Here is a 22,582-nt window from a genome sequence, read left to right on the forward strand (position 1 = left end):
AAGCATTCATTGCCCCCATGCCCAACACTTAGGTAGATAATTACTATGACTCAAACTGCTGAGGCTGTTTCGCAGAACCACCCCAAAACATCGCATTTTGTTTTGTGGACACTCACCTCCCTGTTCTTCATGTGGGGTTTTATCACGGCGATGAACGACGTGTTAATTCCGCATCTCAAAGCATTATTCGATTTAACCTACACTAAAGCCATGCTGGTTCAGTCGTGCTTCTTTGGTGCCTATTTCCTGATTTCTGTACCCGGCGGTAAGCTGGTAAGTAAAGTGGGTTACCAGAAGGGCATTGGTATTGGTCTGCTAACTGCGGCTATCGGTTGTGTGATGTTTATTCCTTCAGCGTACTTCGAGCAGTACTGGATGTTCCTGCTGGCGTTGTTTGTACTGGCTTCCGGCGTAACTATTCTGCAGGTGGCTGCCAACCCGCTGGTTACCATTATGGGCGACCCTGAAACCGCCTCCAGCCGTCTTACCATGACACAGGCATTTAATTCACTGGGCACCACAGTGGCACCCATCATCGGGGGGGCATTATTGTTCTCTGCTCATGAAGGGGTTGAAACCCAGGTCGAGGCCAGTTCGGTTATTGCGCCTTACCTGTCAATGGCCGCGGTGCTTATTGTAATGGCCATTGTGATGGTGAAGGTTGCGTTGCCGTCCACCAAGGCTGATGAAGCCGACCTCCCCACTACCGCCGACCAAAGCGTGCTGAAAATTCGCCATCTGGCGTTGGGCGTTCTGGCAATCTTCTTATATGTGGGCGCTGAAGTGTCTATCGGCAGCTTCCTGGTTAACTATTTCGTGTCGAATGACGTGATGGGCATGACCGAAGGGCAGGCCTCGCGGTATCTTGCCTATTACTGGGGCGGAGCTATGGTTGGCCGCTTTATCGGTGCGGTGGTAATGCAGAAAGTTAAGCCGGGGCTGTTGCTGGCGTTCAACTGTGCAATGTCGTGCATTCTTATCGCAATTTCAGTATCCAGTTCAGGTGAAGTGGCAATGTGGTCTATCCTTGCTGTGGGCCTGTGCAACTCGATTATGTTCCCTACCATTTTCAGCCTGGCACTGAAGGGACTGGGCAAGCAAACCGCAAACGGGTCTGGCATGCTGTGCCTGGCTATTGTTGGTGGCGCCATTATTCCGCTGCTACAGGGTGTGTTGGCCGACACTGTCGGTCTGCAGGTGTCGTTCCTGTTGCCACTACTTTGTTATATCTATATTGCTTTTTACGGCCTTGTAGGCTCAAAACCTGTAGTAAATCAGGAGACAAACGCATGACATTTACATGGAAACGCTCAGTAGCTGCAATGACTGCGACCTTGCTGGTCGCGGCCTGTCAGCCCGAGTCGGCGTCCACCGCGACCCAATCGTCAAATCAGCAGACTGCGCAAAGCCAGACTGATACCGCGCGCACATTGCCGCCAAGCCCGGATGCCAAGGTACCGGACTACTGGCCCGAGGTCGCTTTTTCAACCGAAAACAGCGACGCCGTAGAAGCCCGCGTAGACGAGCTGCTTAGCAGCATGACGCTGGAACAAAAAGTGGCGCAAATCATTCAGCCTGAAATTCGTGATGTAACAGTAGAAGACATGCGCAAGTATGGCTTCGGCTCCTATCTGAACGGCGGCGGTGCGTTTCCGAACAATGACAAACACGCCACCATGGAAGATTGGGTGGCGCTGGCTGAATCTATGTATCAGGCGTCGGTAGACGATAGCCTGGACGGGATCAGCATTCCTACCATGTGGGGCACCGATGCGGTACACGGCCACAATAATGTCGTGGGCGCGACTCTGTTTCCGCACAATATCGGCCTGGGTGCGATGAACGACCCCGAGCTTATCCATAAGATTGCAACGGTTACTGCCAAGGAAGTGCGGGCCACAGGCATTGACTGGATATTTGCCCCTACGGTGGCCACCGCTCGTGATGATCGCTGGGGCCGGACCTACGAGAGTTACTCCGAAGATCCGGAAATTGTAGGTAAGTATGCCCGTGCGATCGTGTCTGGCTTACAGGGTGATATCCGTGACGGCAACATTGACGATGCTCACGTTATTTCCACGGTTAAGCACTTTGTGGGCGACGGCGGCACCGAAGGTGGCGACGACCAGGGCAATAACATTGCCGATGAAGAAACCCTTTACCGCATTCATGCTCAGGGCTATGTAGAAGGCCTTAATGCCGGCGCTCAGTCAGTGATGGCTTCATTTAACAGTTGGCATGGTAAAAAGATCCACGGTAGTAAGTATCTGCTTACTAATGTCCTTAAAGACAAAATGGGCTTTGACGGCTTTGTGGTTGGCGACTGGAACGGTCACGGCCAGATAAAAGGCTGTACGAACGAAAGCTGCCCGCAGGCTATTAACGCTGGTCTGGACATTTTCATGGTGCCGACCGGTGCCTGGAAACCGCTTTACGAAAATACCATCGCGCAGGTGAAAAGCGGTGAGATCCCACAAGAGCGGCTTGATGATGCAGTGCGCCGGGTGCTGCGCGTGAAAGTGCGTGTAGGCTTGTTCGACTTACCTTCACCTGCCAACCGTTCGCTGTCTGCTAACGCCGAGCTGATCGGCGCAGACGAACACCGCGCAGTGGCACGGGAAGCAGTACGTAAATCACTGGTTATGCTGAAAAACCAGGATAATTTATTGCCGCTGTCCCCAGACACCAATGTGCTGGTGGCGGGTGATGCTGCACATAATATTGGCAAGCAGTCAGGTGGCTGGACTATCACCTGGCAGGGCACCGGTAACGAAAACAGCGACTTCCCGGGTGCGACCTCTATTTATCAGGGTATCGAAGCGGCGGTGAATGCGGCAGGTGGTACTGCCGTACTGTCAGAAGATGGCAGCTTTGACAACAAACCAGATGTTGCCATTGTGGTATTTGGTGAAAACCCGTACGCGGAAGGAAATGGCGACCTGTCGAATGTCGAGTTTCAGCGGGGCGAGAAATCTGATTTGGCACTGCTGAAATCTCTGAAAGAACAAGGGATCCCTGTGGTGTCTGTGTTCATCACCGGTCGCCCACTGTGGGTTAACCCTGAACTGAATGCCAGCGATGCCTTTGTGGTAGCCTGGCTGCCTGGTTCAGAAGGTCAGGGCGTAGCGGATGTCTTGTTCACCGACGCCGACGGCGACGTTGCCTACCCAATGAGTGGCAAACTGTCGTTCTCCTGGCCGGCGCTGCCGACGCAGGCCACCGTGAATCGTGGTGATGGTAAAACGCCTTTGTTTGCCTATGGCTATGGACTGGAATACGGTGACGCCGACAAGACCAGCTATCCGCTGAGTGAAGATCGTGGTGAATTAGGCAATACCGGGCCGGCGAGTCACGATATTTATGTACTTAGCACCCAGAAGCCCTGGCAACTGACCATTAAAGATGCCAGCGGTGATACTGTGATGCAAAGCAATCTGGTAGAAACAGAAAGCGCAAGCGTGCGTACCACCGACCGTAATGTGCAAGAAGACTCACTGGATATGCGCTGGCAACAGCGGGCGACTATCGGTTTCTACGCACCGTTCCCGGAAGATCTGCGGGATTATACTGCCGACGCTTCGGCGCTGGTTATGGAAGTGAAAGCGCTGGCTAATACTAATGACATCATGCTGGCCGCAGGCTGCACAGAAAGCTGTGACATGGCGCTGAAGTTGTCAGCCTATATGGAAAATACGAGAGACTGGCAGACTGTGACGGTGCCTACCCGCTGTCTGACGGAGAAAGGAGCGAGCTTCGCAGAAACCTTCTCCCCGTTCGCGCTGACTGCCTCCAAGGGCGCGCACATCGTGGTTTCGGATATCCGCTTGGAAGCCAATGTGGCGAAAGACACACTGCCAGATTGTCAGTAGTCGTTTAGTTAATAAGAGGTACAAAGGGGAGCCATTGGCTCCCTTTTTTTATTCTGTAGGCTCAATGTTCTGATGCACATGAGGACGGTTGTGAGAATGCGTATGCAGCGCGTCACTGTCGTCCCGGCATGGCTCGCCCGGCAACTCGAACTCAATGGTGGTATGTGACAAATTATACGGCGCCAACTGAGCGTTGACCTGACTTTTGAGTTCTCTGAGTAAGGAGCCGTCGGCATTTACGTTAAGCACCAGATGTGCGGTCAACACATGCTGTTCACCATCCAGTGACCATAAGTGAAGGTGGTGTATTTCGTCCACATGTTCAACGTCAAGCAAAGCATTCGTCAGTGCCTGCTGTTCTATATCATCAGGTACGCCCTGCAAAAATAACCGCAAGGTTTGCACCAGGTAGCGCGCCACATTGATCAGAATAAACACCGTGAACCCAATGGACAGCAGCGGATCAAGTATGGGCCAGCGATAAAAGTGCAGTACAATCGAGACAATCAGCACCGCGACCCAGCCCATAACATCCTCAATGAGGTGCCAGTTCAGCACTTTTTCATTCATGGAATGACCGCCATGTAAGCGGTACGCCGCTATGCCGTTAACAATAATGCCGAGAACGGCTAAGCCAATCATGCCCTCTGTGTGGGGCATAGGCGGGTCAATCAGCCGTGGGATCGCCTCAGATAAAATCCACACCGAACCGGCGACAAGAATGATGCTGTTTATCCATGCGCCCAGCAAACTCAACCTTTTAAAGCCGTACGTATAGCGGTGGGTAGCTGGCTGATGGCCCAGCCGCGCGAGTAACCAGGCCAGACCCAGTGACAGGGTATCACCCAAATCATGGACGGCATCCGCCATGATCGCCACACTGTTGGTCAGCCAGCCGCCAATAAATTCAATCATGGTAAAGCAGGCATTCAGCCAGAACGCAAAGCCAATCCGCTGCGTATCGCGGTGTTCTGTGTGATCATGTTGATGATGGCCATGCATGAAGAATAGCCCCGTAATCTTAACTGGTATCTTCTTACACCATAGCAGAGGCACTACCGGGCGTGTAATGAATAAAGGCGTTGTAACAGAATATCAGCCGACCAGCGCGTACCATAGCAAGCGCAGCGCCAGCAACGTCAGTAACCACTTAAACACTCTCACAAAACCGGCAGTAGATATTCGGTTTAATAATTTGAGGCCTAGCCAGGTACCTGCAAAACCACTTGCTATCATAGCTACAAGTAACGGCAACCAGTGCAGAAAGTGAAACCCCACAGCACTGAAAACACCCAGCTTGAGTAAATGCTGGAAGGTCATGCAGCTGGCGAACGTGGCGGTAATTTGCAGCTTGTGATAGCCGTTCCGATGCACAAATGCCGCCACGAGTGGTCCGGTTGCCCCGACGAACATGCTCAAAAATGTCGTAATAGCACCCGCCAGACTCCGCCCCAGCGGACGCATTTCACGTGTTTTAGGCTTGCTCCCCCATACCAGAAACAGGATGAACAGGGCGACAGCCAGCTGAATAACTTGCAAAGGTAACTGAATCACCAGCAGCGTCGCCACGCTGGCGCCCACCACTGCTCCCAGGCAGAACCAGCCCACCATCCGCCAGTCGGTATGGCGCCGGGTAAGCGCCGCCCGATTGGCATTAGAGCCAAACTGAACCAACCCGTGCACAGGAATGAGCGCCGCTACCGGCATCACGGTGGCCATCACCCCAAGCAGTAACACGCCCCCACCAATACCCAGGCTGGCAGTCATCAGCGAGGTCAATGCTGCCAGCAATATAAGGCCGGCCGCCACCAGCCCACTGATTTGATGGCCGGCAGTAAACAGCGTCAGCAGAGTGTCATACATAATATGCAGTTTTGTAGCAGAATAAAAAACACGACTACCTGGTGTTATGAAGAGGTGGAATCAAAATTCAGGAGCGCTCTTTGTGAGCAGGTTTGCCTTCCAGGCGGTCGCGACTGGCCAACCGTAGCCAGAATATCAGTTCAAACACCACGCCCAGTAACACAAATACCACTATACCTGCCCGCAGGCCGACCACGTAACAACCAATAGCAGCCAGTAAACACAGCACAATTACAGCTATTCTCGACACCATAATTTCCCTCCAGTCGATTGCCGGGCACGCTGTCGTACTGCCGGACCATCTTAATTACTCGCAGACTTCGCTTGTTACTAGGATGGCAGCAGGCAGCCGCGCCCTACAACAAGTATGGCCTAAAGCCGCGCAGCTTATGAAAAATATTCGTAAAAATTCGTGTCGCTGGCGGCTTTCTCTATCCGGTGTGGCAAACACCCAACCACCCACTACTTTTGTCTAAGTCGTGTCTGTAAGAAACGACATACTATTGAGAAAATTCTACTCACTACCTTTTTCACAGTGTGAACAATTCAATCATTTAAAATATATAATTATTAATTATCAGTAACTTAAATTAACTTCACCCCGTTGGCATGGAGTTGGCATACATATAAGTACAGACGACGAACAGGAGACAGCAATGACACGTTTTTTAAGCGTATCTGCAACGATTGCAGCATTGGCATTGTCTTCGCCAGTACTAGCTGACAGCCAAGGAAATAAATGGAAAGCGTCAGCCAGGGATGCATGGATTGATGGGAAAGCGGAAGCAACGCTCCTGTTCAACGGTCAACTCAATACCTTCGACATAAACACGGATGTCAGGGACGGAATAGTAATCCTTACAGGAAAGGTCGACAGTGAAGTCGATAAAGCGCTTGCCACGGAACTGGTCAAGTCGCTAGAAGGTGTTAAATCGGTTGATAACCGTTTGTCTGTAATAACGCCAGATGATTTTGATGGAGATTGGGACGCGTTCACACGAGATTTACAGGATGCAAAAGTAGTAACAGTAATTAAGACTCGCTTGCTACTGGAAGATCAGCTCTCTGGCACTGACATTGAAGTCCAAGCGAAACAAGGGATTGTTACCCTTTCCGGCACCGTGAGATCCAACAGTGAACGGGATCTGGCGATTGCCATTGCAAAGAACACTGATGACGTCGATGACGTAGTAAGTGAGCTGTCAATAGACGGCTAACCACTCCCCTCAAGGCCTGTTCGGGGCCTTATCATTACCTCTGATATTGGCCCGCTTCCTTAGCGGGCATTTTTTTGTCTGTCATTCGCCGGCTCACTGGCATAGGCTTTTCTGTGGGACGGTGTAGAATAGCGACGAATTTTTCCCCTGTTCTGACGGAGCCTGTGTAACGTGCCCTTCAAAATCCTGTTTTTTGCGTTGCTGGCCACCGCCATAGGACAAAGTGTGGTGCTGACTACCTTGCCGTCCCTGGGCCGGGAAACAGGTTTGTCGGAATTTCAGGTATCGGTGATTATGTCCAGCTCAGCCTGTATTTTTGCGCTGGGCACGACCGTGTGGAGCAGAGTGGCGAAACGCCGCGGGCATCGCCGCTTGCTGATGCTCGGCTTAACCGGATACACCCTGGGCACCCTGCTGTTTGCCGTCGTATGGACACTGGGATTAAACGGCTACTTTGCCGGTACCGCACTTTTTCTTGCACTGCTGCTTTCCCGCAGCCTGCAGTCAAGTGTGATGTCTGCCACTCCGCCATCTGCTGTGGGCTATACCATTGCCATCAGCCCTGCGTCTGAACGTGTTAAATCTATCAGTAAAGTGACCTCAGCCAATAATTTAGGGCAGATCCTGGGGCCAACCTTTGCCGGCGCATTGGTGGGCTTTGGCTTGCTCACTCCCTTGTATGCCGTGTTGCTGCTCACAGTAATCGCGCTGACGTTGGTGTATAAAAAGCTGCCCGCTAGTCCTCCTTCGCCAGCCACCAGCGACCGGGATCGGCATCATCAGGTACGCAATGCCTCGCTTCGACCACTCACCGCACTGCTGATTGCGTTATGTGCCAGCGTTTTTTGCGCCATGGCCATGCTGCAACAAACGCTGGGGTTTTTCCTTATCGATATTTATCAGGCATCAACCGTGGAAGCCGCTCAGGGCGTGGGGCTGGCTATGATGCTCAGTGCCATATCGTCGTTGGGTATCCAGTTAGCTGTGGTCCAACGCACTCACGTGGCACCGGAAAAACTGATTCAGATAGCCATGCCACTGTTGTGTAGTGCGTACTTGCTTATGTATTTCCACCAGTCTTTATGGGCATTGTACGCCGCCATGGTTATTATGGGTCTGGCCATGGGTATGGCGTATCCGTCCATTGCAGCTGCGGCTACCAGCCGGTGTCATCCCGACCGCCAGGCCACGGTTACCGGCATGATTACCGCCACCCCGGCCATGGGCTACATTGTAGGCCCACCGGTGGCCGCCTTGTTTTATGGCGTCGATGAACGATATCCCTTTATGGTGGCCGCGGCTATGGTGTTATTGTTTACCCTGCTGGCCTCACTGAAGCTACAGGCCTTTCGGTCAGCGTAAAAAATTTTACCCGTTTAAACTAATCTCAGTTGGCGAGCGACATACCTGTTATCTCACAAACGGATAGCACGCTCATGCCAAAGACTCGACATTCTTACAGCAAAAGCCCCGGTACGCTGGGTCATAGCTTTTTCATCGGAATTTGCTTGGCGACATTTGCGCTTACTATAACCACCGACCATGTGCGGGCTAATCATACCGCGCCTACAACACACACAGTCAGCGGGAGCCAAACGATTACACCCGGCGATGGCACACCGCTCACCCGCGCGGTAGCATTGGGTAATACTGAACTAGCAGCGGCGCTGCTCGCTCAGGGGGCGGATATCAATCAGCCCGTTCCATTGGAGGGCAGTGCCCTTATTGTGGCAACTAAGAGTGATCATCCGGCGATGATCGGCTTTTTACTGGCAAAGGGCGCGGAGGTAAACCAGGTGGTTGCCGGGGATGAAACGGCGCTTATCACCGCCAGTCGTCTTGACCGGGTGAGTATCGCGCGTCAGCTCATAGCGGCGGGGGCAGATATTAACCTTGGTGTGAATGCTGAGACAACCGGCGGTAAAGTGTGGCGCACACCACTAAACCAGGCTAACAGCCAGACGATGCGCGCATTGTTGATTGATGCAGGTGCCCGTGAAGATGGCCCGACGTTGCGCTATCGTTAGTTATTGGAGAGCAACTACTCTGACTGATGCCGCGCACTGACGGTAAAGAACCATTTACTGGACAGCTGCATGTCGAATTGCAGGTTGTTCGGCTTCTTTTGCTCAACCGCCTGCACTACATTCTGATAATCATGCTGTTGTTGCAGGTAAGGAGAAGGTGACGTTACGTTGTAGCGATACGCAAACTGGCTTTCCACGTTATCTTTTTGCGTCTCCCACACGGGCATCGACAAGTAACAACGCTCTTCTTTATGTTCCACATGAATAGCATTCACTGAGACTGACTGAGCCATATCCAGTAATGCGGTTTCTTTTTCTTTTGCACGTGAAACTTCATACTTTGCTTTGCCTTCTTCCTTGGCAATATCGCAGGCTTTTGACGCAATCATAGTGAAGGTGGCTTTATTGTCTCGAAACGTACTGATGACATCTTCATATGATGGCCGTGGTGAACACGACATAACCGCCGCAGCGCTTAGCAATATGAGTGTGGTTCGCAGCATGCTATCACTCCCCCGTCTTTCTTACGCCGCTCATGATGCCAAACACGTTTTAAATGATCCACCGAAGTAAAGCCGGCTGCGGTCAGTTGGGTGTTTTTTAATCTGTACAGCTCGAATTTGTCCCCTTGATATAAAACTTTACGCATATGCCGGTGATAGCCCGGAAGATCGGGTAATAAGTATGACCGGCGACACCCGAATATAAAACCAGCTGCGGAAAGCAACACAGACTGCTGCTAATTTTTATTCAGCTAAGCCACTCTGATGAGTGAACTTACGTCTCCAAAGTGTTTTTCCTAGTGTTTATCCCCACAGGGGTTCCGGCCCCTGCTTTTTCGTTCCCCCCGACACCCCGCTATTTCCAGGACACCCACACTGACAACGGGACACCCACATTCTTGCAGGACACCCACCCGCGTCAAAGACACCCACAGCAGTTACCCTTCTTCTCTTTACCTTGACCTGCGACTAATAGCAGCCTGTAGTTTTTCAGACGAACCTGTAAAAAGTGCAGGTTATTCCTACGGCCAAACATCAAAGATTTCCACACCGCACCGAAAAAGAATTATGTATTTTCAACAACTTAGGCTGTTTTAATTTTAAAATCGCGTTGTGGTATGCAGGTTGCTGCATTTATATGGCATAGGACGTACATGCAGCCATTGAACGCATAGGAGGAACTATGAATAACGATCGTATCGAAGGTAACTGGAAGGAAATGAAAGGTAAGGTGCAACAGAAATGGGGCAAGCTTACCGATGATGATTTGGATCAAATCGACGGCCGTCGTGAAGAGCTGGTAGGTAAAATTCAGCAGAATTACGGTAAGAGCCGGGATGAAGCCGAACGTGACGTAGATGGCTTTCTGAAATAAGTTTTATCCGTCACTCTGAATAGAAAAGGTTGCCCGTGGGCAACCTTTTTTTGTGTCTTACTCTTCTTCCACCAGCGGTGCCAGGTTTTCCTGGACATCGCGGGCATCAAAGCTTGAGCCGCCGTCAGGACGTGTCCCTTTACCGGTTTCAATACTCAGAATACTCTCAATTTCGCTTTTCTCCGAACCGCCCACAAAAATGCCGGTGGAGAACTGCGTAGACGGGTATGACGTGGTGCGGCACGTTACCAGCCCACATTCCCGTACCTGGGTATACCGCTGACTGAAGCCTACCTGTGGGCTCGACTGCACTGTCTCTTTGTCCACCAGTGTTTCGCGGTCCGTCACTACAAACCAGTCGTAGCCATTCTCCAGGGTGACTTCTGCCGCCCGTAGCATGGCGTAATCCATCGCGCGGGACTTGTCACTGCCGCGGGCTTTAAAATGAATACGATACTGGGAGTCGCTAAGCTTACTCTCAGAATAGCCATAACCGCCCCGCTTTGCTTCCCGGTAGTCCGGCTGGCTGGCGCAGGCTGTCAGACCCACCATCACTACCATCAATGTAAACCATTTACTCATCTTTCTACTCCTTTGCTGGCGATGCCAGCCAGTGATTACGTATTGCTTGCTGTTCCTGACTACGGTTCATCGGCGATGATGCCATCAGGGTATCCAGTACATCGTCCAGGGCCTTCGTGGCACTGGCGGTGCGATATTCCCCTTGCTGACTGGTAGCTGGCAAGGTGATATGGGCTACCTGAACCCAGTCTCCCCGATTGTTTTTACATCCAATCCATTGATTTAGTTCAGCTTCAGATTGTGCCTCTACCTGTCGACAGAACTCACCGTCACCATTCTGAAACGACAGCTGAGGGGTAATCTGTGCCCCTCTGTCTGATTGATATGTCTCCCCGGTAAGGTTAGTATCCATGACCTGTGCGACATTCTCCCAAGTGACGTCCGGTGAATGCTGAGCGGTGTTAAATACACTCAGACCCACCATCAGCGCTATGCCTGCAGCCAGCGAGACCGGTACCGACACCTGCTTACGCAGTCGTTGCCAGGTGCTCAACTCCACCACATCGGCTGACTTTTCTGTAGGTGCCGTGGTGTGGGTGTCCAGTAACGCCAGCACAGCGGCCGGCATCGGTGCCTCGGTAGCCTTTTCCGCGGCCTGACGTACTACCATATCGACGTTAGCCAGGGCGGCGAGCCGGTCGGCCACGGTCAGGTCTTCCGCGAGCGCTTGCCGAACCTGTTCCATTTCGGCTTCCACCAGTTCCGCATCTAAAAATGCGGATAACATTGCATCATCTACGCTCATGAAAAGGCCTCCGGGGTAAGTTTAAGGACATCCGCCAGACGTGCTCTGGCACGGGCCAGACGGCTCATTATTGTGCCACTGGGAACCGATAAGACTTCCGAAGCCTCACGATAGCTCATGCCCTGCACCGCCACGAGGGACAACACGTCACGGTGGTCATCAGGCAATTCTTCCATGGCATCCGTCACCTGACGCAGCGTAAGGCTGGCGGTAATTTTCTCGGCATCATGCTGTACCGGCTCCTGCAGCTCTGGTTTATTGACCGCAGCCTGACGCACTTTGTTGGCTCGATATTCATCAATCCACAAATTACGGCAAACACGAAAACTCCACGCCAGTACGGGTACATCATCAGGTACGGGCTTCTGCAGCAGTTTCTCAACCGTATTTTGCAATAGATCATCCGCGTCATGCAGATTACCGGTCAGCGAAAAAGCAAATTTTCGCAATGACGGCAAAATCTCTTTTAGTGTATCTTTCATACTGTCTTTTCCTGACTGTTTTAACGATAACGGGCCAGCCAGCGATTTATTCCCGCGCAAGGGGAATTTTTTTTATGCCCACCCGTTACCCCTGCATTCAAGCTAGCGTAGCATGGTCATTATGAAATCATTATTGTTAATTATTGCTCTCACATTATCACTTCACGCCGGCGCGCAGTTGCGCCTGCCCCAGCAGGTCATCTCGCCTGTGGACGCGGTTAGCCGCTCCATTCCGGATATAGCGGAGCGGAGACTGCCCAAACCTGACGACGTGACTGACACCCTCAGAGAAATTCCGGAAAAGATTATAAACGTGCCAGAACTTGTACAAATTACTGATCTGGCCGGGGATGTCATTATCAATGAGGCCCGGGACACCAATGGTGAACTAGTGGTGGCCCGTGAGTGGTTGTTGTACGCCCCGGGTGAGCAGCACCCCCGGCTTCAACACCCGGACATCCATACCCTTTCAAGCCGTTACCTGCCCGCCCTGTCGCTCACCGTACTGCGCATCCGGGTCAGTGCCTCACTGACCTCGCTGAAAGCCTTGCAGAATGTGTTGCCCGATAGCGTGGAAGTGACCCCGGTAAAACACCATATCTATCTGACCCAGGCCGGTGAAGAAACATCTGCGGCCGCGAAGCCAGCTGAGAGGGCTCGCTGTGCACGGCCGGTTCGTCTGGGGCTGGTGGACACCGCCCTGGCCGAGAATCATCCACAGCTATCCCATCTTGCAGTAACCCAGCGCAGTTTTTTGCCTGACGAAGTCCCACATAGCGTGGCTCATGGCACAGCAGTCGCGGGCCTGGCGGCAGCGGCTATGCCCGCCGAGAGTCAGTTGATTGCCGCCAATGTATTTTATTCGCGCTCGTCGGTAAGTCAGGGGGCCACACTAATGGCACTGTTGGAAGGATTAAACTATTTGGCAGAGTCGGGGGTGGAGGTCATCAATATGTCACTTACCGGTCCGGCTAACGCGCTGCTGGCGCAAGCCGTCGGCCAGCTAAGTCAAAACGGTATTCAGATAGCCGCAGCAGCGGGAAATGAAGGCCCGGCCGCGTTACCCCGCTACCCGGCCGCCTATGACGAGACGATTGCCGTCACCGCAGTCGACAGCAATGACACTATTTATCGCTGGGCAAATCAGGGGGAATATGTCGAACTCGCAGCGCCGGGCGTATCTGTTAAAACGGCGCGCGCGGACGGCCAGCTAGGCAGCGAAACCGGCACGTCAATGGCCGCTCCGGTCGTGGCAGCCAGACTGGCCTGCCTGCGTACAGAAGGGCTGTCGCCGGCTCAGGCGCGTTCGCAGTTACAGCAGAGAGCACGGGATCTTGGTGAGCCGGGGCGAGACCCCGTGTTTGGCTTTGGGGTAATCGACGCCGGGGTTCATTAGAACGCCCAGCGCATTTCCAGCTCGGTTTTGGTTTCCTGATAATCGGCACTAACATTGGTGGACTGGTAGTTGCCGTGGGAGGCGGCCAGTGAAATATCCAGTGACGAGGCCAGGGGCAGTGTGAACGTCAGCTCAGTTTTACGCCGGTGATCCTCACGCTCAGGTTGCAGCTCGGTAGCCGTATACTGACGGTGAGAATAGGAATAAGACACATCAATCTTAGCCTGTTTGCTGAAGATGCTGACCGGGTGCTGATACGCTACACTGAGGGTGGGGCTTTGATAGCTGAACTGCTCGTCCTCAGCATCCTCATCATGCAGTACTACCCCCAACTGGATGAATTGCGACGCATCGAAAAACCAGAATGCATCGGTACGTAATGCCTTAGCCGTGGCATCCCGCTCTGATAGTGTATCAAAGGTCTTATTGATATGATCCAGGCTGGTGCGCCAGTATCCGCTACCCTCTGCAAAACCTCTTCCCAGTGACATGCCTGACTGGCTATAGGTCATAAAACCGGAATCGCCTAACTGCGCATCGGCATAATAATGGTGGGCGCCCACTTTCGCCCCGTCAGCCTGGTAACTGCCGGTGGCTGACAGCGTAGTTATGGCCAGGTCAAAGTCTTCCTGTTGCTGATAGCGTGTGGCCTGATGTTTGGCGCCAGCTGTAAATTGCCACTTTTTGGCAGGGGTGAACGTTGCCTTGCCTGCGGCGCCATAATGCCAGGCGGAATCCCCCTCGCGCGTGCTGGTTTCCAGTTCGTTGACGCTGACGTTATCATCGTAACCATAACCACCAAATACCTCACCGGAAAACGACAATGTTTCATTGGCTGATAAAGGCGCTACGCCGGCCGCTGCCAACAAGGATAATGAACATACAATGGATTTACGCATAGCAAACTCCCGGGTGCGTAACTGTGTAGGGTGACACCCACTACTTAAAGAGAAAGGGCACCGCATGGGGGCGGTGCTCACAAGACAGAAAGAGCGGGTCAAGAAAGCGCAACCCGCAAGGTGGTGTTACTGGCCAATCAGACCGCTGATGCTGCCGCTTACTGAGTTATCGACTGCACTATTGACGGTGGTAGCCACCTGCTCGGTAACCTGACCATCCACGCTGGACGCAACTTCCTGTGATGCGGTCGCTTCCACTGCTGAGGACACCGTAGCGCCCACCACCTCGTTGACGGCACCTGAGGCGGCCCCATCGATGCTGGCATTACTTACCGCATCAGTGGCAGTTTGTGCTGCAGTGTCGGCCGCTACGCTGGTCAGCGCCTGCGCACTGCCGCTTACTGTTGCAGACGCATCGCCGGCAACCTCTAGCGCCCCTGCGGCCATGCCACTGGCATTCGCACTGAGCGACGAGGCCGTCTGGGTAGCCACTTCAGCTGAGCTGCTGGCCTGCTGGGTTAACGCTGCCTGCCCGTTTTCCGTCGCTGCTTCTGCATCCGGGGTATCCGGCGCTTCCGCGTTCTGGTTTCCGGCAACATTCAGTAGCGATGATGCACTGGCTGTCAGGTTTTGTGACGCGTCACCTGCCAGCTCCCCTTCACCTGAAGTGTCAGAGTTGCTGCTGAGCAATGTGTCGGTGGATGTGGCGGTGTTGGTCTCAGAGGCCGTCTCACCACCAGTCTCTGTAGTACCCTGCGCCTCGGCGCTGGCCGAGTTACTGGCAGTCATACCGGCCGACGACTCATTAGCAGAGGTGGAAGCGGTAGTAGTTGTTTGTGCGCTTGTCTCAGCCGACAGCGTTACAGATTGCGCTGATACATTAGCTGCGCCAAGTGTTGAAGCTATTAGAATTGAAAGTGTTAGTTTTTTCATGATTCGTCTCCTGTTTGTCAAATCAGACATTCAGGTAACGGATCAGCGTCCGGGTTTATTCCAAACTTTTTTAAATTTTTTGTTTAACCGGCTTGCAGCGCAGAGTCGGGCCGCGGTGAAACCGCCAGGGTAGGAGGGACATTGTGCAGTGTGGCGCGGGCATGACGATACGGCACCGTGACATCTGCAGGTGCATATAATGGCGACTTAAGACGACCATGATGAGGCTCCGGATAGCGGGGGGTATCGCTAAACTCCAGCCTTTGCTGATCAATCTGTGGTAGTTGTATGTCTTGTGCCTCCGGTGAAGTAATGATGATAGAAGCGAGAATTGCTCCGAACAACACCGAGGGGATTAGATTAGCGCGTGTCATGTTTCCTTTGTCCTTGCCGGTCAGCACCATCCTGGCGCTAAATTATTCGCCGCAAATTGTACCAGTAAGCAACCACTCACTGCAATTAGCTACCCAGACTTTTTTATACTTTCGATTAATACCTGGGTATGACAGGGCAGTGATTTAAACTGTTAAGTGAAATAGGTCGCTGAAAACTGTGGCGAAAGTGTAGTTAAACATCCGGATTTTTGCGAAGTGCTTTTTGCCGGCTTTGTTTTTGCTTTGCATCTTTGCGCCGGATCTTCGCCCCTTTACTGATACGGGTGGGTTTGCGCTTCTTCTTCACTTTCGTCGCTTCCGCTATCCAGTGAGCCAGTCGCTGAATGGCATCCAGCCGATTTTGCTCCTGGGTACGGTAAGACTGAGCTTTGAGCACAAATACCCCATCCGTGGTAAGCCGGGTATCTCTGGAGCGCAGTAAGCGTTCTTTTACCTGATCAGGTAAAGACGAACCCTGCACATCAAAACGCAGATGAATTGCGCTACTGACTTTATTCACATTCTGCCCGCCTGCGCCCTGGGCGCGAATGGCTGTCATTTCAACCTCTCGCTCATCTAACTGCAGCGCGGCGGTGATTTGGATCATGGAGTACTCCTGCTTGGTTTTTAAAACCGCTCGCCCATACTGCCGGCAATCTTTAGCAGCGGGGCGCACGTATACAGCGCATCATCATGGAGCGTGTTATGGTAATTATCCTCGGGGCGTTAGCCCTGATACTGGCAGCAATCGTATCAGCCTGGCTTTATACCCGCAAAGTTGACGATAAGATCCGCCAGCACTTTCCCCCGTCCGGACAATTATTACCGGTAACAGGCGGCACTATTCACTGGCAGGAATCCGGCAGCGGCCCTCCTGTGGTGCTTATTCATGGTCTGTCTGGCAACTTACACAATTTTTCTGGCATAGAAGACGCCCTTGCCAAACATTACCGGGTCTATGCGGTAGACCGGCCGGGCTCGGGTCATGCCACCCGTCTCTCGGCAACAGATGCCGACTTTGCGGTTCAGGCTACCATGTTGCTCGAATGGATGTCGCATATAAAGGTGAACCGGGCACTGATTGTAGGCCACTCCATGGGCGGTGCCGTGGCACTGCGAATGGCACTACTGGCTCCTGAGAAGTGTGCCGGATTAGCGTTATTATGCCCGCTGACAGCCCCTTTACCCGACGCTTCCGGGGCTATGCGCAGGCTGTACATCCCCGGGCCGCCTACCCGCCGCTTACTCAGTGCGACCCTGGCCACCCCTTACCGGTTACGTAACGCAAAGCGCAATCTGGACGCCATATTTGCCCCTGACACGGTGCCAGCAGACTTCGCCCTAAAATATGGCGGCGCGCTGTCTATGCATTCGAATGCCTGCTATGAAGCCATTAACGATGTGGCTGTTATGCAAGGAAGTTTGCGTCAGCAGAGTCGCCTGTATCACACTATTCGGTGCCCGACCGGGGTGCTATTCGGCGCAAAGGACCGCATTTTAAACCCCGGTTACCACACCCAGTGTCTGGCCCGGGCACTCCCCAACCTTATTACCGAGCATCTGACCGACCGGGGGCACATGATCCCGATGACAGCGCCAACGCAATGCGTGGAATTTATCAATGACATTGCCCGCCGTGCATTCCCATCCAGCCACCCTGCGGACTAACAGACACCCACCTCATGTCAGGACACTCACTCTTCACCAGGACACCCACCTATTTATTTAAGGCCCGGAGAGCCCCCGTGACCAGTCTCACTCCCCCGACAAAAGGAATTAAATATTATACGTTTTCGCTTAGCCCAACATCCCCGCATGGTGCGGTATAGGGTTAGACTGGTATTCAGTTGTAACTGTAAAGATACGGACCTTTCATGACGCTTTCCGGCCGCCTTTCCACTCCGCTGATATACACCGCGCTGTGTGGATGGCTTATGCTCGCCCCAATGCCCGCGATCGCGGTGACGGCTAAAGTACAGTCATTACCTGGCTGGTTATTTTCTGCGGTTTTTTGGGCGGCATCAGCAACCCTGGTCACGCTTTTGATTCTTTGTATTAGCAACTGGCTGAGAAACCGTCACCTGCAACGGTCGTTGTCAAAGCACCAGCAACAACTCACTCAAGCCCAGGCCCAATTTGATAGCCTAGCCAGCGGCATCGTACTCTACGATCAGGACTATCGTATCCTGTACGCCAACCGGATGGCGGCTTATATACTCGGGCAGAAAGCAGAGTCGCTTGCAGGAAAGTCTGTTGACAACTACCTTCCTGAGACACTTTCCGAGCCACTTCATAAAGCGCTTCGCGGTGCTAAAGAGCAAAGTCTGCATACTTGTTTGCCTGCCCGCAACCGTGAGTACCGGGTGCGAGTTATACCCAAATTGCCGGAACTTACTGGCTGCACCGGGCAGTTAATTTTTGACGACATTCACAGGCTGCAGCAAAGTATTGACGATAGCCACGCGCTTCATCAGCACCTGATGACACTCTGGGACGATGAGCATATTGGCGTGATCACGGTTTGTGACCATGACAATACCGTCACTGTCAGTCGCTGGCTCAGCAATCAGCTTAAGTCGCCCGTGACTGCGGCCGACCAACTTGTACTCATCTCTACCGAAGGGCACAAATCAACACTGCTCCGGGTTCTGGATGCCGCCCGGGAAGGTCGACACGATGCGGCTGAAATTTCCTTGCAGGGACGTGGGTGTCTCATTCCTGTGAGGCTGTCTGCATATCCGTATACCGGCCCGCACGACAGCCGTCAGCTAATACATCTGACTGTGACCAGTAAAGCTGGTGAACAAGCGCAACAGACTCAGGCGCGCCAGGCCACTCAGCGGTTTCAGGCTGTCACCTCCACACTTCCTCACGCTTGCTACCTGATAGATGCTGATCATCGCGTGCAGGAGTGTAACCGACAGTTCGCCAGTACATTCGGGCTGGATCCCATGCGCATTAAGGGCAAAGCAATCGATGAATTACCCTGCTTTGATGACGCTTTCACCGCCTTGCACACACGGCCAGCCAATATGGCCTCCTCTACTACAACCCTGCCTATCACCGTTGGCGAACAGCAAAAAACACTGCGAGTTCATACTCAAGGGATATTTGAGGACGGCATCCAGTCTGGCCTGTTAGTCATTGCTGAAGATATTTCTGAGCAGGTCAGGTTAGACAAGCAACATCAGTTATCACAGCAACGCCTGCGCGCGTTTATCGACCACGCCCCCATGGGCGTGGCGATTTTCGATGCCGAACATGCCATTGTGGAAGTAAATCAGACGCTGTCTAACCAGCTCGACACCTCTCCCAGCACCCTGTGCCAACAGCATTTCGAAGATCTGTTTGCGAAAGATAATGAGGCCGGTGATGCGCTGCGTAAATTACAGCGTCAGGATAGGTTTGCGGAACTGCCCGTTGCCGTGCAGGGAGCAAATGGGTCCGTGTCAGCCACCATGTATGCCAGCAAAATCAGTGAGATCCCGGAACAGTTCGTGTGTTGGGTAGCAGACCGGGATGAGCAGGACTACTTAAATAACCGCTTCGAACGATTACTGAAGTATGCAAGCATCCCGGTAGCGGTGCTGACCGAAACCGGGTTTTCACACCTCAATGCCGCCGCCTGTGCCTTTTTCGGGGTTCAGGATGAAGATGAATTACTGGGAGTTGGCCCAGATGCACCACTACTCAATGCGCCTGAACAGGATGTCAGCGCCTTAACCAGTAAACTGACTATTGCCCGCACCCACGGCCAGGTGCAAACCTTTACCTGGCAGCACCGTTATCAGAATCAGACATTGCCCAGTGAGCTAACCTTGATACCGTTAGTGCGTGACGGAGAACTGGAGTCGATTATCTGCCTGTGGGTGGATTTGCGCGCACTGGAACAAGCGAACGCGGCGCGCCAGGAAGCGGTACAGTTACGGGATGCTGCGCAACTTGAGGTCGCTGAAACCCAGCAGCAGTTGGTGTCAAGTCAGCACGAGCTATCCGCGCGGGCGGCCGTACTGGCGAAAACAGAGCAGAGCCTGGCCAGCGCCGAACAAAAGCTCAATGCCGCAGAAGATGATTTATCGGAAAAGCTGGCGACTATTACCCACCTGCAGCAGGCCCATGAGGATGTAAGCGCGCATTTAGCGAGTTTGCAGGGAGAGTATCAGGAGAACCAAGCCTTGTTGGCTGAATCTCAGCGCGCCAATAGCCAGCTGGAGGAACAATTAGCGCAATCCAGCGCCAAGGTTGGCCGCCTGGAGGCTCAGCGCCATCAAATAGCCAACAAGCTTCAATACAGTGAGAAACAATACCGACAGGCGCAGGATCAGCTAAGCCAAAGTCGCCGCGAAACAGCGCGGTTAAAAGACGCTCAGCAGCAACAGCAAACAGAAGTGGACAGCTACCGGGATAAAATAGACGAGCTAAGGTCATCTATTGCCGACAAAGACACTCAGTTAGCCGACGTCAGCGAACAAATTAACGCGCTGCAATTGCAACTGACCAGTTCGCAAGATACCTCAGACAAACTCAAAACGCAGCTGGACAATCAGCGCAAAGCCAGTGCTGAAGCAGAGCGTCAGCGTCGTGAAATCGAGCTGGCGTGTCGCCAAGCAGAAGCAGAATTATCAGCTAAAGCCCGTAATATTGAGCATTTACAGCATGAGATGGAAATGCTCGAAGCCATGTCGCAACAGGAAAAAGGCGACATGCAGGCGCACGCCGAACAACTGCAAAAAGAGCTGACCGCTAAACAAACCCAGCTGGAAGAAACAGCGTCTGCCCTGACTGCTATTCGCGAACAAGCGGAACAGGACAAACAAGAGAAGGCCAGTCATCAACAAACCCTGGAGAGACTGCAGCGGGAAATGCTAGAAGCGCAGCAACGTGCGGCCACGCAGCAAGCAGAAATGGCAGAAAGGGAAGCGCAGCGTCAGGCCGAGCATGAAGAGCTACAGCGTGCACTGCAGGAAAAACAGACTCAGTTAGCAGAAACTACTGAGAATCTTCAGGCCGCTATCGAGCAGAACCAAACCGCCACAGATGAACAAGCCCGCCAGCAGAAAATATTGGACCAGCTGGAAGAGGAAATGCAGTCGGCCAGAGCCAATGCAGAGCTGCAGCAGCAAAAACTGGCGGCACTTAACGAAGAGCATCGGCAAGAGCATGCCCGCCTACAGGCAGAACTGAAACGAAAGCAACAGCAACTTCAGGATACTCAGACGTTCTTGCAGGATGCCAAGCAACAAACCCAAGCGGAAAAAGCCGAAAAAGCGCGCCAGCAAGCTATCTTCGATAACCTGCAACAAGAACTGCAAAACCTGGAGAGCGCCTCAGCAGCGCAGCAACAGGCTATTCAGGATACCGATGAGGCCCGGCGCGCCGAACAAGCCGAGTTGGAAAAAGCCCTGCAAAGCCGACAACAACAGCTGGACGAAGCACAACAAGCACTACACGCCAGTCAGCGTCTGATGGAAGAGGAAAAGCAGGCGCGGCTGGCGCAGGAGGAAAAACTGGCCTCACTTGAGGCAGAAATGTCTGCTATGCAAGCGCGGGCAACGGAACAGACGCAAGCCATGTCGGCCAGCGAGGCTGAGCGGAGCCGAGAGCAGCAAAGACTGGCTGAAGAATTAGCCAATAAGCAGGCCGAACTGGAAGCTGCTCATCAGGCTCTTCAGGATCGTGAAGCGCAGATGGAAGCAGAAAAGTTAAGCCGACAAGCCCAGCAGGACAAACTCGAGCAACTGCAGGCCGAACTCGCGGATGTGGCCCAACGCGCTGCCAAACAACAGGAAATGATGTCTGGCAATGACGCCCAATGGCGTGAGCATCACGAAGAAATTGAGGCGCAGAAAAAACAATTGCAGGCAGCACTGCAGCAAGCTGAATCACAGAATGCCGCTATGCAGTCGCAACTCTCGCAGAGCCGCGAGGCGTTAAGTGATGCCGAGGGCAAAGTTTCACTGACGCGCGAAGAAGAAAATAAGCTGCAGGCAGCTCTGGAATCTGCTCGCCAGGAAGCAGCCGCACTTAATGAGCAGCTAGGCCAGCGCGAGGCACACGAGCAGCAATTGCAGGAACAAGTAGCCGCGCAACAGGCCACGCTGCACGCCCGCGAGCAGCATATTGAGGATTTGAGCAAGCAACAGCGTGAGTTAACCGAAAAGCTTGCCGCCGTGGAAGCCGACTACGCCAAAACCCGGGCGTCGCTGAAGGAACAGGACTCCAGTCAAAGCGAGCTGAATTCTCAGCTACAGGCGCTGGAACAACAACTGCAAGAAAGTAAATCACAGCTCTCTAGCAAAGAAGCCGCATTATCTCAGGCGCAAACCCAGCTTAACGACAGCAAGAGTAAACTGGCTGAACAGGAAAAAGTCCTGGTAGATGCTCAAAAAGCCCAGCTTCATCAAGAAGCTGGTGAACGCGAACCGCAGCGAGACGTGCCCGAGTTCGCTAATTTACCCATGCCCGCAGACGCCAACGTGTGGTTTGATTTATTGCCTTATTTACAGCAACAGCAGCAAGTTGGCTCGCTGGCACAGTCGTTGACATCACTTATGGAAAACTTGTCAGCCGCAGTAGCCCAAACCGACCAGGCTGTGAACGACGGTGACACAAAAAGTATGCTATTAGCTACCCGCAAACTGACTACCGTGCTGAATACCGTTCCGGCTGAACCGCTCAATGATATGGCCACGCGATTGCAGGCCGACTGTGAAGCCAAAAATGTCGACAACATTTCCATATTCTGGCCTATCGCCAGACAAAACTTACAAAAAACATTAAGGGTCATCTATTCACACCTGGTCAGTTAATTCGCTGTC

The 22,582-nt window shown here is 53.0% G+C and carries 20 protein-coding genes; 9 read left to right on the top strand and 11 right to left on the bottom strand.

All coding sequences use genetic code 11. From position 1 onward, the window contains the following. The first annotated feature begins 45 nt into the window (after positions 1-45). Complete coding sequence (locus OCL06_RS02195) at positions 46-1,293, top strand: sugar MFS transporter (protein WP_262992103.1); 1,248 nt, start codon at positions 46-48, stop codon at positions 1,291-1,293. Further along, complete coding sequence (locus OCL06_RS02200; RefSeq protein WP_262992104.1) at positions 1,290-3,869, top strand: glycoside hydrolase family 3 protein; 2,580 nt, start codon at positions 1,290-1,292, stop codon at positions 3,867-3,869. The genes OCL06_RS02195 and OCL06_RS02200 overlap by 4 nt, the downstream gene beginning before the upstream one ends. Before the next feature lie 48 nt (positions 3,870-3,917). On the opposite strand, the gene OCL06_RS02205 is transcribed toward OCL06_RS02200, so the two are convergent. The 3 genes from OCL06_RS02205 to OCL06_RS02215 all read right to left on the bottom strand — a co-directional run bounded on the left by OCL06_RS02205 (position 3,918) and on the right by OCL06_RS02215 (position 5,985). Continuing rightward, positions 3,918-4,871 carry a cation diffusion facilitator family transporter gene (locus OCL06_RS02205; protein WP_262992105.1) on the bottom strand — a complete coding sequence of 318 codons (954 nt, stop codon included), beginning with the start codon at positions 4,869-4,871 and terminating at the stop codon, positions 3,918-3,920. Positions 4,872-4,964: 93 nt separating this feature from the next. Then, the gene (locus OCL06_RS02210) at positions 4,965-5,732 is read right to left on the bottom strand and encodes a sulfite exporter TauE/SafE family protein (RefSeq protein ID WP_262992106.1); all 768 of its coding nucleotides are present in this window, start codon (positions 5,730-5,732) and stop codon (positions 4,965-4,967) included. A 67-nt stretch (positions 5,733-5,799) separates the two neighbouring features. Further along, on the bottom strand, positions 5,800-5,985 hold the full coding sequence (locus OCL06_RS02215) for a hypothetical protein (protein WP_262992107.1): 186 nt from the start codon (positions 5,983-5,985) through the stop codon (positions 5,800-5,802). 403 nt (positions 5,986-6,388) lie between these two features. Here OCL06_RS02215 and OCL06_RS02220 point away from each other — a divergent pair, with 403 nt between their 5' ends. From OCL06_RS02220 to OCL06_RS02230, 3 genes are all read left to right on the top strand, one after another. After that, positions 6,389-6,949 (top strand): BON domain-containing protein, encoded by a 561-nt coding sequence (locus OCL06_RS02220; RefSeq protein WP_262992108.1) that lies wholly within the window; start codon positions 6,389-6,391, stop codon positions 6,947-6,949. A 171-nt stretch (positions 6,950-7,120) separates the two neighbouring features. Next, positions 7,121-8,311 (top strand): MFS transporter, encoded by a 1,191-nt coding sequence (locus OCL06_RS02225; protein WP_262992109.1) that lies wholly within the window; start codon positions 7,121-7,123, stop codon positions 8,309-8,311. 146 nt (positions 8,312-8,457) lie between these two features. Beyond that, positions 8,458-8,976, top strand: coding sequence for an ankyrin repeat domain-containing protein (locus tag OCL06_RS02230; protein WP_262992110.1), 519 nt, complete (start codon positions 8,458-8,460; stop codon positions 8,974-8,976). Between the two features lie 14 nt (positions 8,977-8,990). Here the strand turns inward: OCL06_RS02230 and OCL06_RS02235 are convergent, their stop codons facing one another. Then, positions 8,991-9,479 (bottom strand): hypothetical protein, encoded by a 489-nt coding sequence (locus OCL06_RS02235; RefSeq protein ID WP_262992111.1) that lies wholly within the window; start codon positions 9,477-9,479, stop codon positions 8,991-8,993. 682 nt (positions 9,480-10,161) lie between these two features. On the opposite strand from OCL06_RS02235, the gene OCL06_RS02240 reads away from it, so the two are divergent. Continuing rightward, the gene (locus tag OCL06_RS02240; RefSeq protein WP_262992112.1) at positions 10,162-10,353 is read left to right on the top strand and encodes a CsbD family protein; all 192 of its coding nucleotides are present in this window, start codon (positions 10,162-10,164) and stop codon (positions 10,351-10,353) included. Positions 10,354-10,410: 57 nt separating this feature from the next. Here the strand turns inward: OCL06_RS02240 and OCL06_RS02245 are convergent, their stop codons facing one another. From OCL06_RS02245 to OCL06_RS02255, 3 genes are read right to left on the bottom strand one after another with little or no spacing between them, the layout of a single operon-like run. After that, positions 10,411-10,935 (bottom strand): CC0125/CC1285 family lipoprotein, encoded by a 525-nt coding sequence (locus OCL06_RS02245; protein WP_262992113.1) that lies wholly within the window; start codon positions 10,933-10,935, stop codon positions 10,411-10,413. 4 nt (positions 10,936-10,939) lie between these two features. Beyond that, positions 10,940-11,680, bottom strand: a complete 741-nt coding sequence (locus tag OCL06_RS02250; protein ID WP_262992114.1) for an anti-sigma factor family protein — start codon at positions 11,678-11,680, stop codon at positions 10,940-10,942. Then, positions 11,677-12,162 carry an RNA polymerase sigma factor gene (locus tag OCL06_RS02255; protein WP_262992115.1) on the bottom strand — a complete coding sequence of 162 codons (486 nt, stop codon included), beginning with the start codon at positions 12,160-12,162 and terminating at the stop codon, positions 11,677-11,679. The genes OCL06_RS02250 and OCL06_RS02255 overlap by 4 nt, the downstream gene beginning before the upstream one ends. A gap of 121 nt (positions 12,163-12,283) precedes the next feature. On the opposite strand from OCL06_RS02255, the gene OCL06_RS02260 reads away from it, so the two are divergent. Continuing rightward, positions 12,284-13,558, top strand: coding sequence for a S8 family serine peptidase (locus OCL06_RS02260; RefSeq protein WP_262992116.1), 1,275 nt, complete (start codon positions 12,284-12,286; stop codon positions 13,556-13,558). Here the strand turns inward: OCL06_RS02260 and OCL06_RS02265 are convergent. The 4 genes from OCL06_RS02265 to arfB all read right to left on the bottom strand — a co-directional run bounded on the left by OCL06_RS02265 (position 13,555) and on the right by arfB (position 16,371). Further along, positions 13,555-14,457: a hypothetical protein gene (locus tag OCL06_RS02265; protein WP_262992117.1), complete on the bottom strand. Its 903-nt coding sequence runs from the start codon at positions 14,455-14,457 to the stop codon at positions 13,555-13,557. The genes OCL06_RS02260 and OCL06_RS02265 overlap by 4 nt on opposite strands. A 126-nt stretch (positions 14,458-14,583) precedes the next feature. Then, on the bottom strand, positions 14,584-15,390 hold the full coding sequence (locus OCL06_RS02270; RefSeq protein ID WP_262992118.1) for a hypothetical protein: 807 nt from the start codon (positions 15,388-15,390) through the stop codon (positions 14,584-14,586). An 83-nt stretch (positions 15,391-15,473) separates the two neighbouring features. Continuing rightward, positions 15,474-15,764: a hypothetical protein gene (locus OCL06_RS02275; protein WP_262992119.1), complete on the bottom strand. Its 291-nt coding sequence runs from the start codon at positions 15,762-15,764 to the stop codon at positions 15,474-15,476. A gap of 193 nt (positions 15,765-15,957) precedes the next feature. Further along, positions 15,958-16,371, bottom strand: coding sequence for an alternative ribosome rescue aminoacyl-tRNA hydrolase ArfB (gene arfB, locus OCL06_RS02280; RefSeq protein WP_262992120.1), 414 nt, complete (start codon positions 16,369-16,371; stop codon positions 15,958-15,960). A gap of 98 nt (positions 16,372-16,469) precedes the next feature. Here arfB and OCL06_RS02285 point away from each other — a divergent pair, with 98 nt between their 5' ends. Both OCL06_RS02285 and OCL06_RS02290 read left to right on the top strand, forming a co-directional pair. Then, the gene (locus tag OCL06_RS02285; protein ID WP_262992121.1) at positions 16,470-17,432 is read left to right on the top strand and encodes an alpha/beta fold hydrolase; all 963 of its coding nucleotides are present in this window, start codon (positions 16,470-16,472) and stop codon (positions 17,430-17,432) included. A 266-nt stretch (positions 17,433-17,698) separates the two neighbouring features. After that, positions 17,699-22,573 carry a PAS domain S-box protein gene (locus tag OCL06_RS02290; protein ID WP_262992122.1) on the top strand — a complete coding sequence of 1,625 codons (4,875 nt, stop codon included), beginning with the start codon at positions 17,699-17,701 and terminating at the stop codon, positions 22,571-22,573. The last annotated feature ends 9 nt before the right edge of the window (positions 22,574-22,582 follow it).

The organism is Alteromonas salexigens, assembly GCF_025628895.1.
Classification (GTDB): domain Bacteria; phylum Pseudomonadota; class Gammaproteobacteria; order Enterobacterales; family Alteromonadaceae; genus Alteromonas; species Alteromonas salexigens.

Bases quoted from the DNA above. Each gene is read 5' to 3' on its own strand.
- OCL06_RS02195 (WP_262992103.1), top strand. From the start codon at position 46: ATGACTCAAACTGCTGAGGCTGTTTCGCAGAACCACCCCAAAACATCG.
- OCL06_RS02200 (WP_262992104.1), top strand. From the start codon at position 1,290: ATGACATTTACATGGAAACGCTCAGTAGCTGCAATGACTGCGACCTTG.
- OCL06_RS02205 (WP_262992105.1), bottom strand. From the start codon at position 4,871: ATGCATGGCCATCATCAACATGATCACACAGAACACCGCGATACGCAG.
- OCL06_RS02210 (WP_262992106.1), bottom strand. From the start codon at position 5,732: ATGTATGACACTCTGCTGACGCTGTTTACTGCCGGCCATCAAATCAGT.
- OCL06_RS02215 (WP_262992107.1), bottom strand. From the start codon at position 5,985: ATGGTGTCGAGAATAGCTGTAATTGTGCTGTGTTTACTGGCTGCTATT.
- OCL06_RS02220 (WP_262992108.1), top strand. From the start codon at position 6,389: ATGACACGTTTTTTAAGCGTATCTGCAACGATTGCAGCATTGGCATTG.
- OCL06_RS02235 (WP_262992111.1), bottom strand. From the start codon at position 9,479: ATGCTGCGAACCACACTCATATTGCTAAGCGCTGCGGCGGTTATGTCG.
- OCL06_RS02240 (WP_262992112.1), top strand. From the start codon at position 10,162: ATGAATAACGATCGTATCGAAGGTAACTGGAAGGAAATGAAAGGTAAG.
- OCL06_RS02245 (WP_262992113.1), bottom strand. From the start codon at position 10,935: ATGAGTAAATGGTTTACATTGATGGTAGTGATGGTGGGTCTGACAGCC.
- OCL06_RS02250 (WP_262992114.1), bottom strand. From the start codon at position 11,680: ATGAGCGTAGATGATGCAATGTTATCCGCATTTTTAGATGCGGAACTG.
- OCL06_RS02255 (WP_262992115.1), bottom strand. From the start codon at position 12,162: ATGAAAGATACACTAAAAGAGATTTTGCCGTCATTGCGAAAATTTGCT.
- OCL06_RS02260 (WP_262992116.1), top strand. From the start codon at position 12,284: ATGAAATCATTATTGTTAATTATTGCTCTCACATTATCACTTCACGCC.
- OCL06_RS02265 (WP_262992117.1), bottom strand. From the start codon at position 14,457: ATGCGTAAATCCATTGTATGTTCATTATCCTTGTTGGCAGCGGCCGGC.
- OCL06_RS02270 (WP_262992118.1), bottom strand. From the start codon at position 15,390: ATGAAAAAACTAACACTTTCAATTCTAATAGCTTCAACACTTGGCGCA.
- OCL06_RS02275 (WP_262992119.1), bottom strand. From the start codon at position 15,764: ATGACACGCGCTAATCTAATCCCCTCGGTGTTGTTCGGAGCAATTCTC.
- arfB (WP_262992120.1), bottom strand. From the start codon at position 16,371: ATGATCCAAATCACCGCCGCGCTGCAGTTAGATGAGCGAGAGGTTGAA.
- OCL06_RS02285 (WP_262992121.1), top strand. From the start codon at position 16,470: ATGGTAATTATCCTCGGGGCGTTAGCCCTGATACTGGCAGCAATCGTA.
- OCL06_RS02290 (WP_262992122.1), top strand. From the start codon at position 17,699: ATGCTCGCCCCAATGCCCGCGATCGCGGTGACGGCTAAAGTACAGTCA.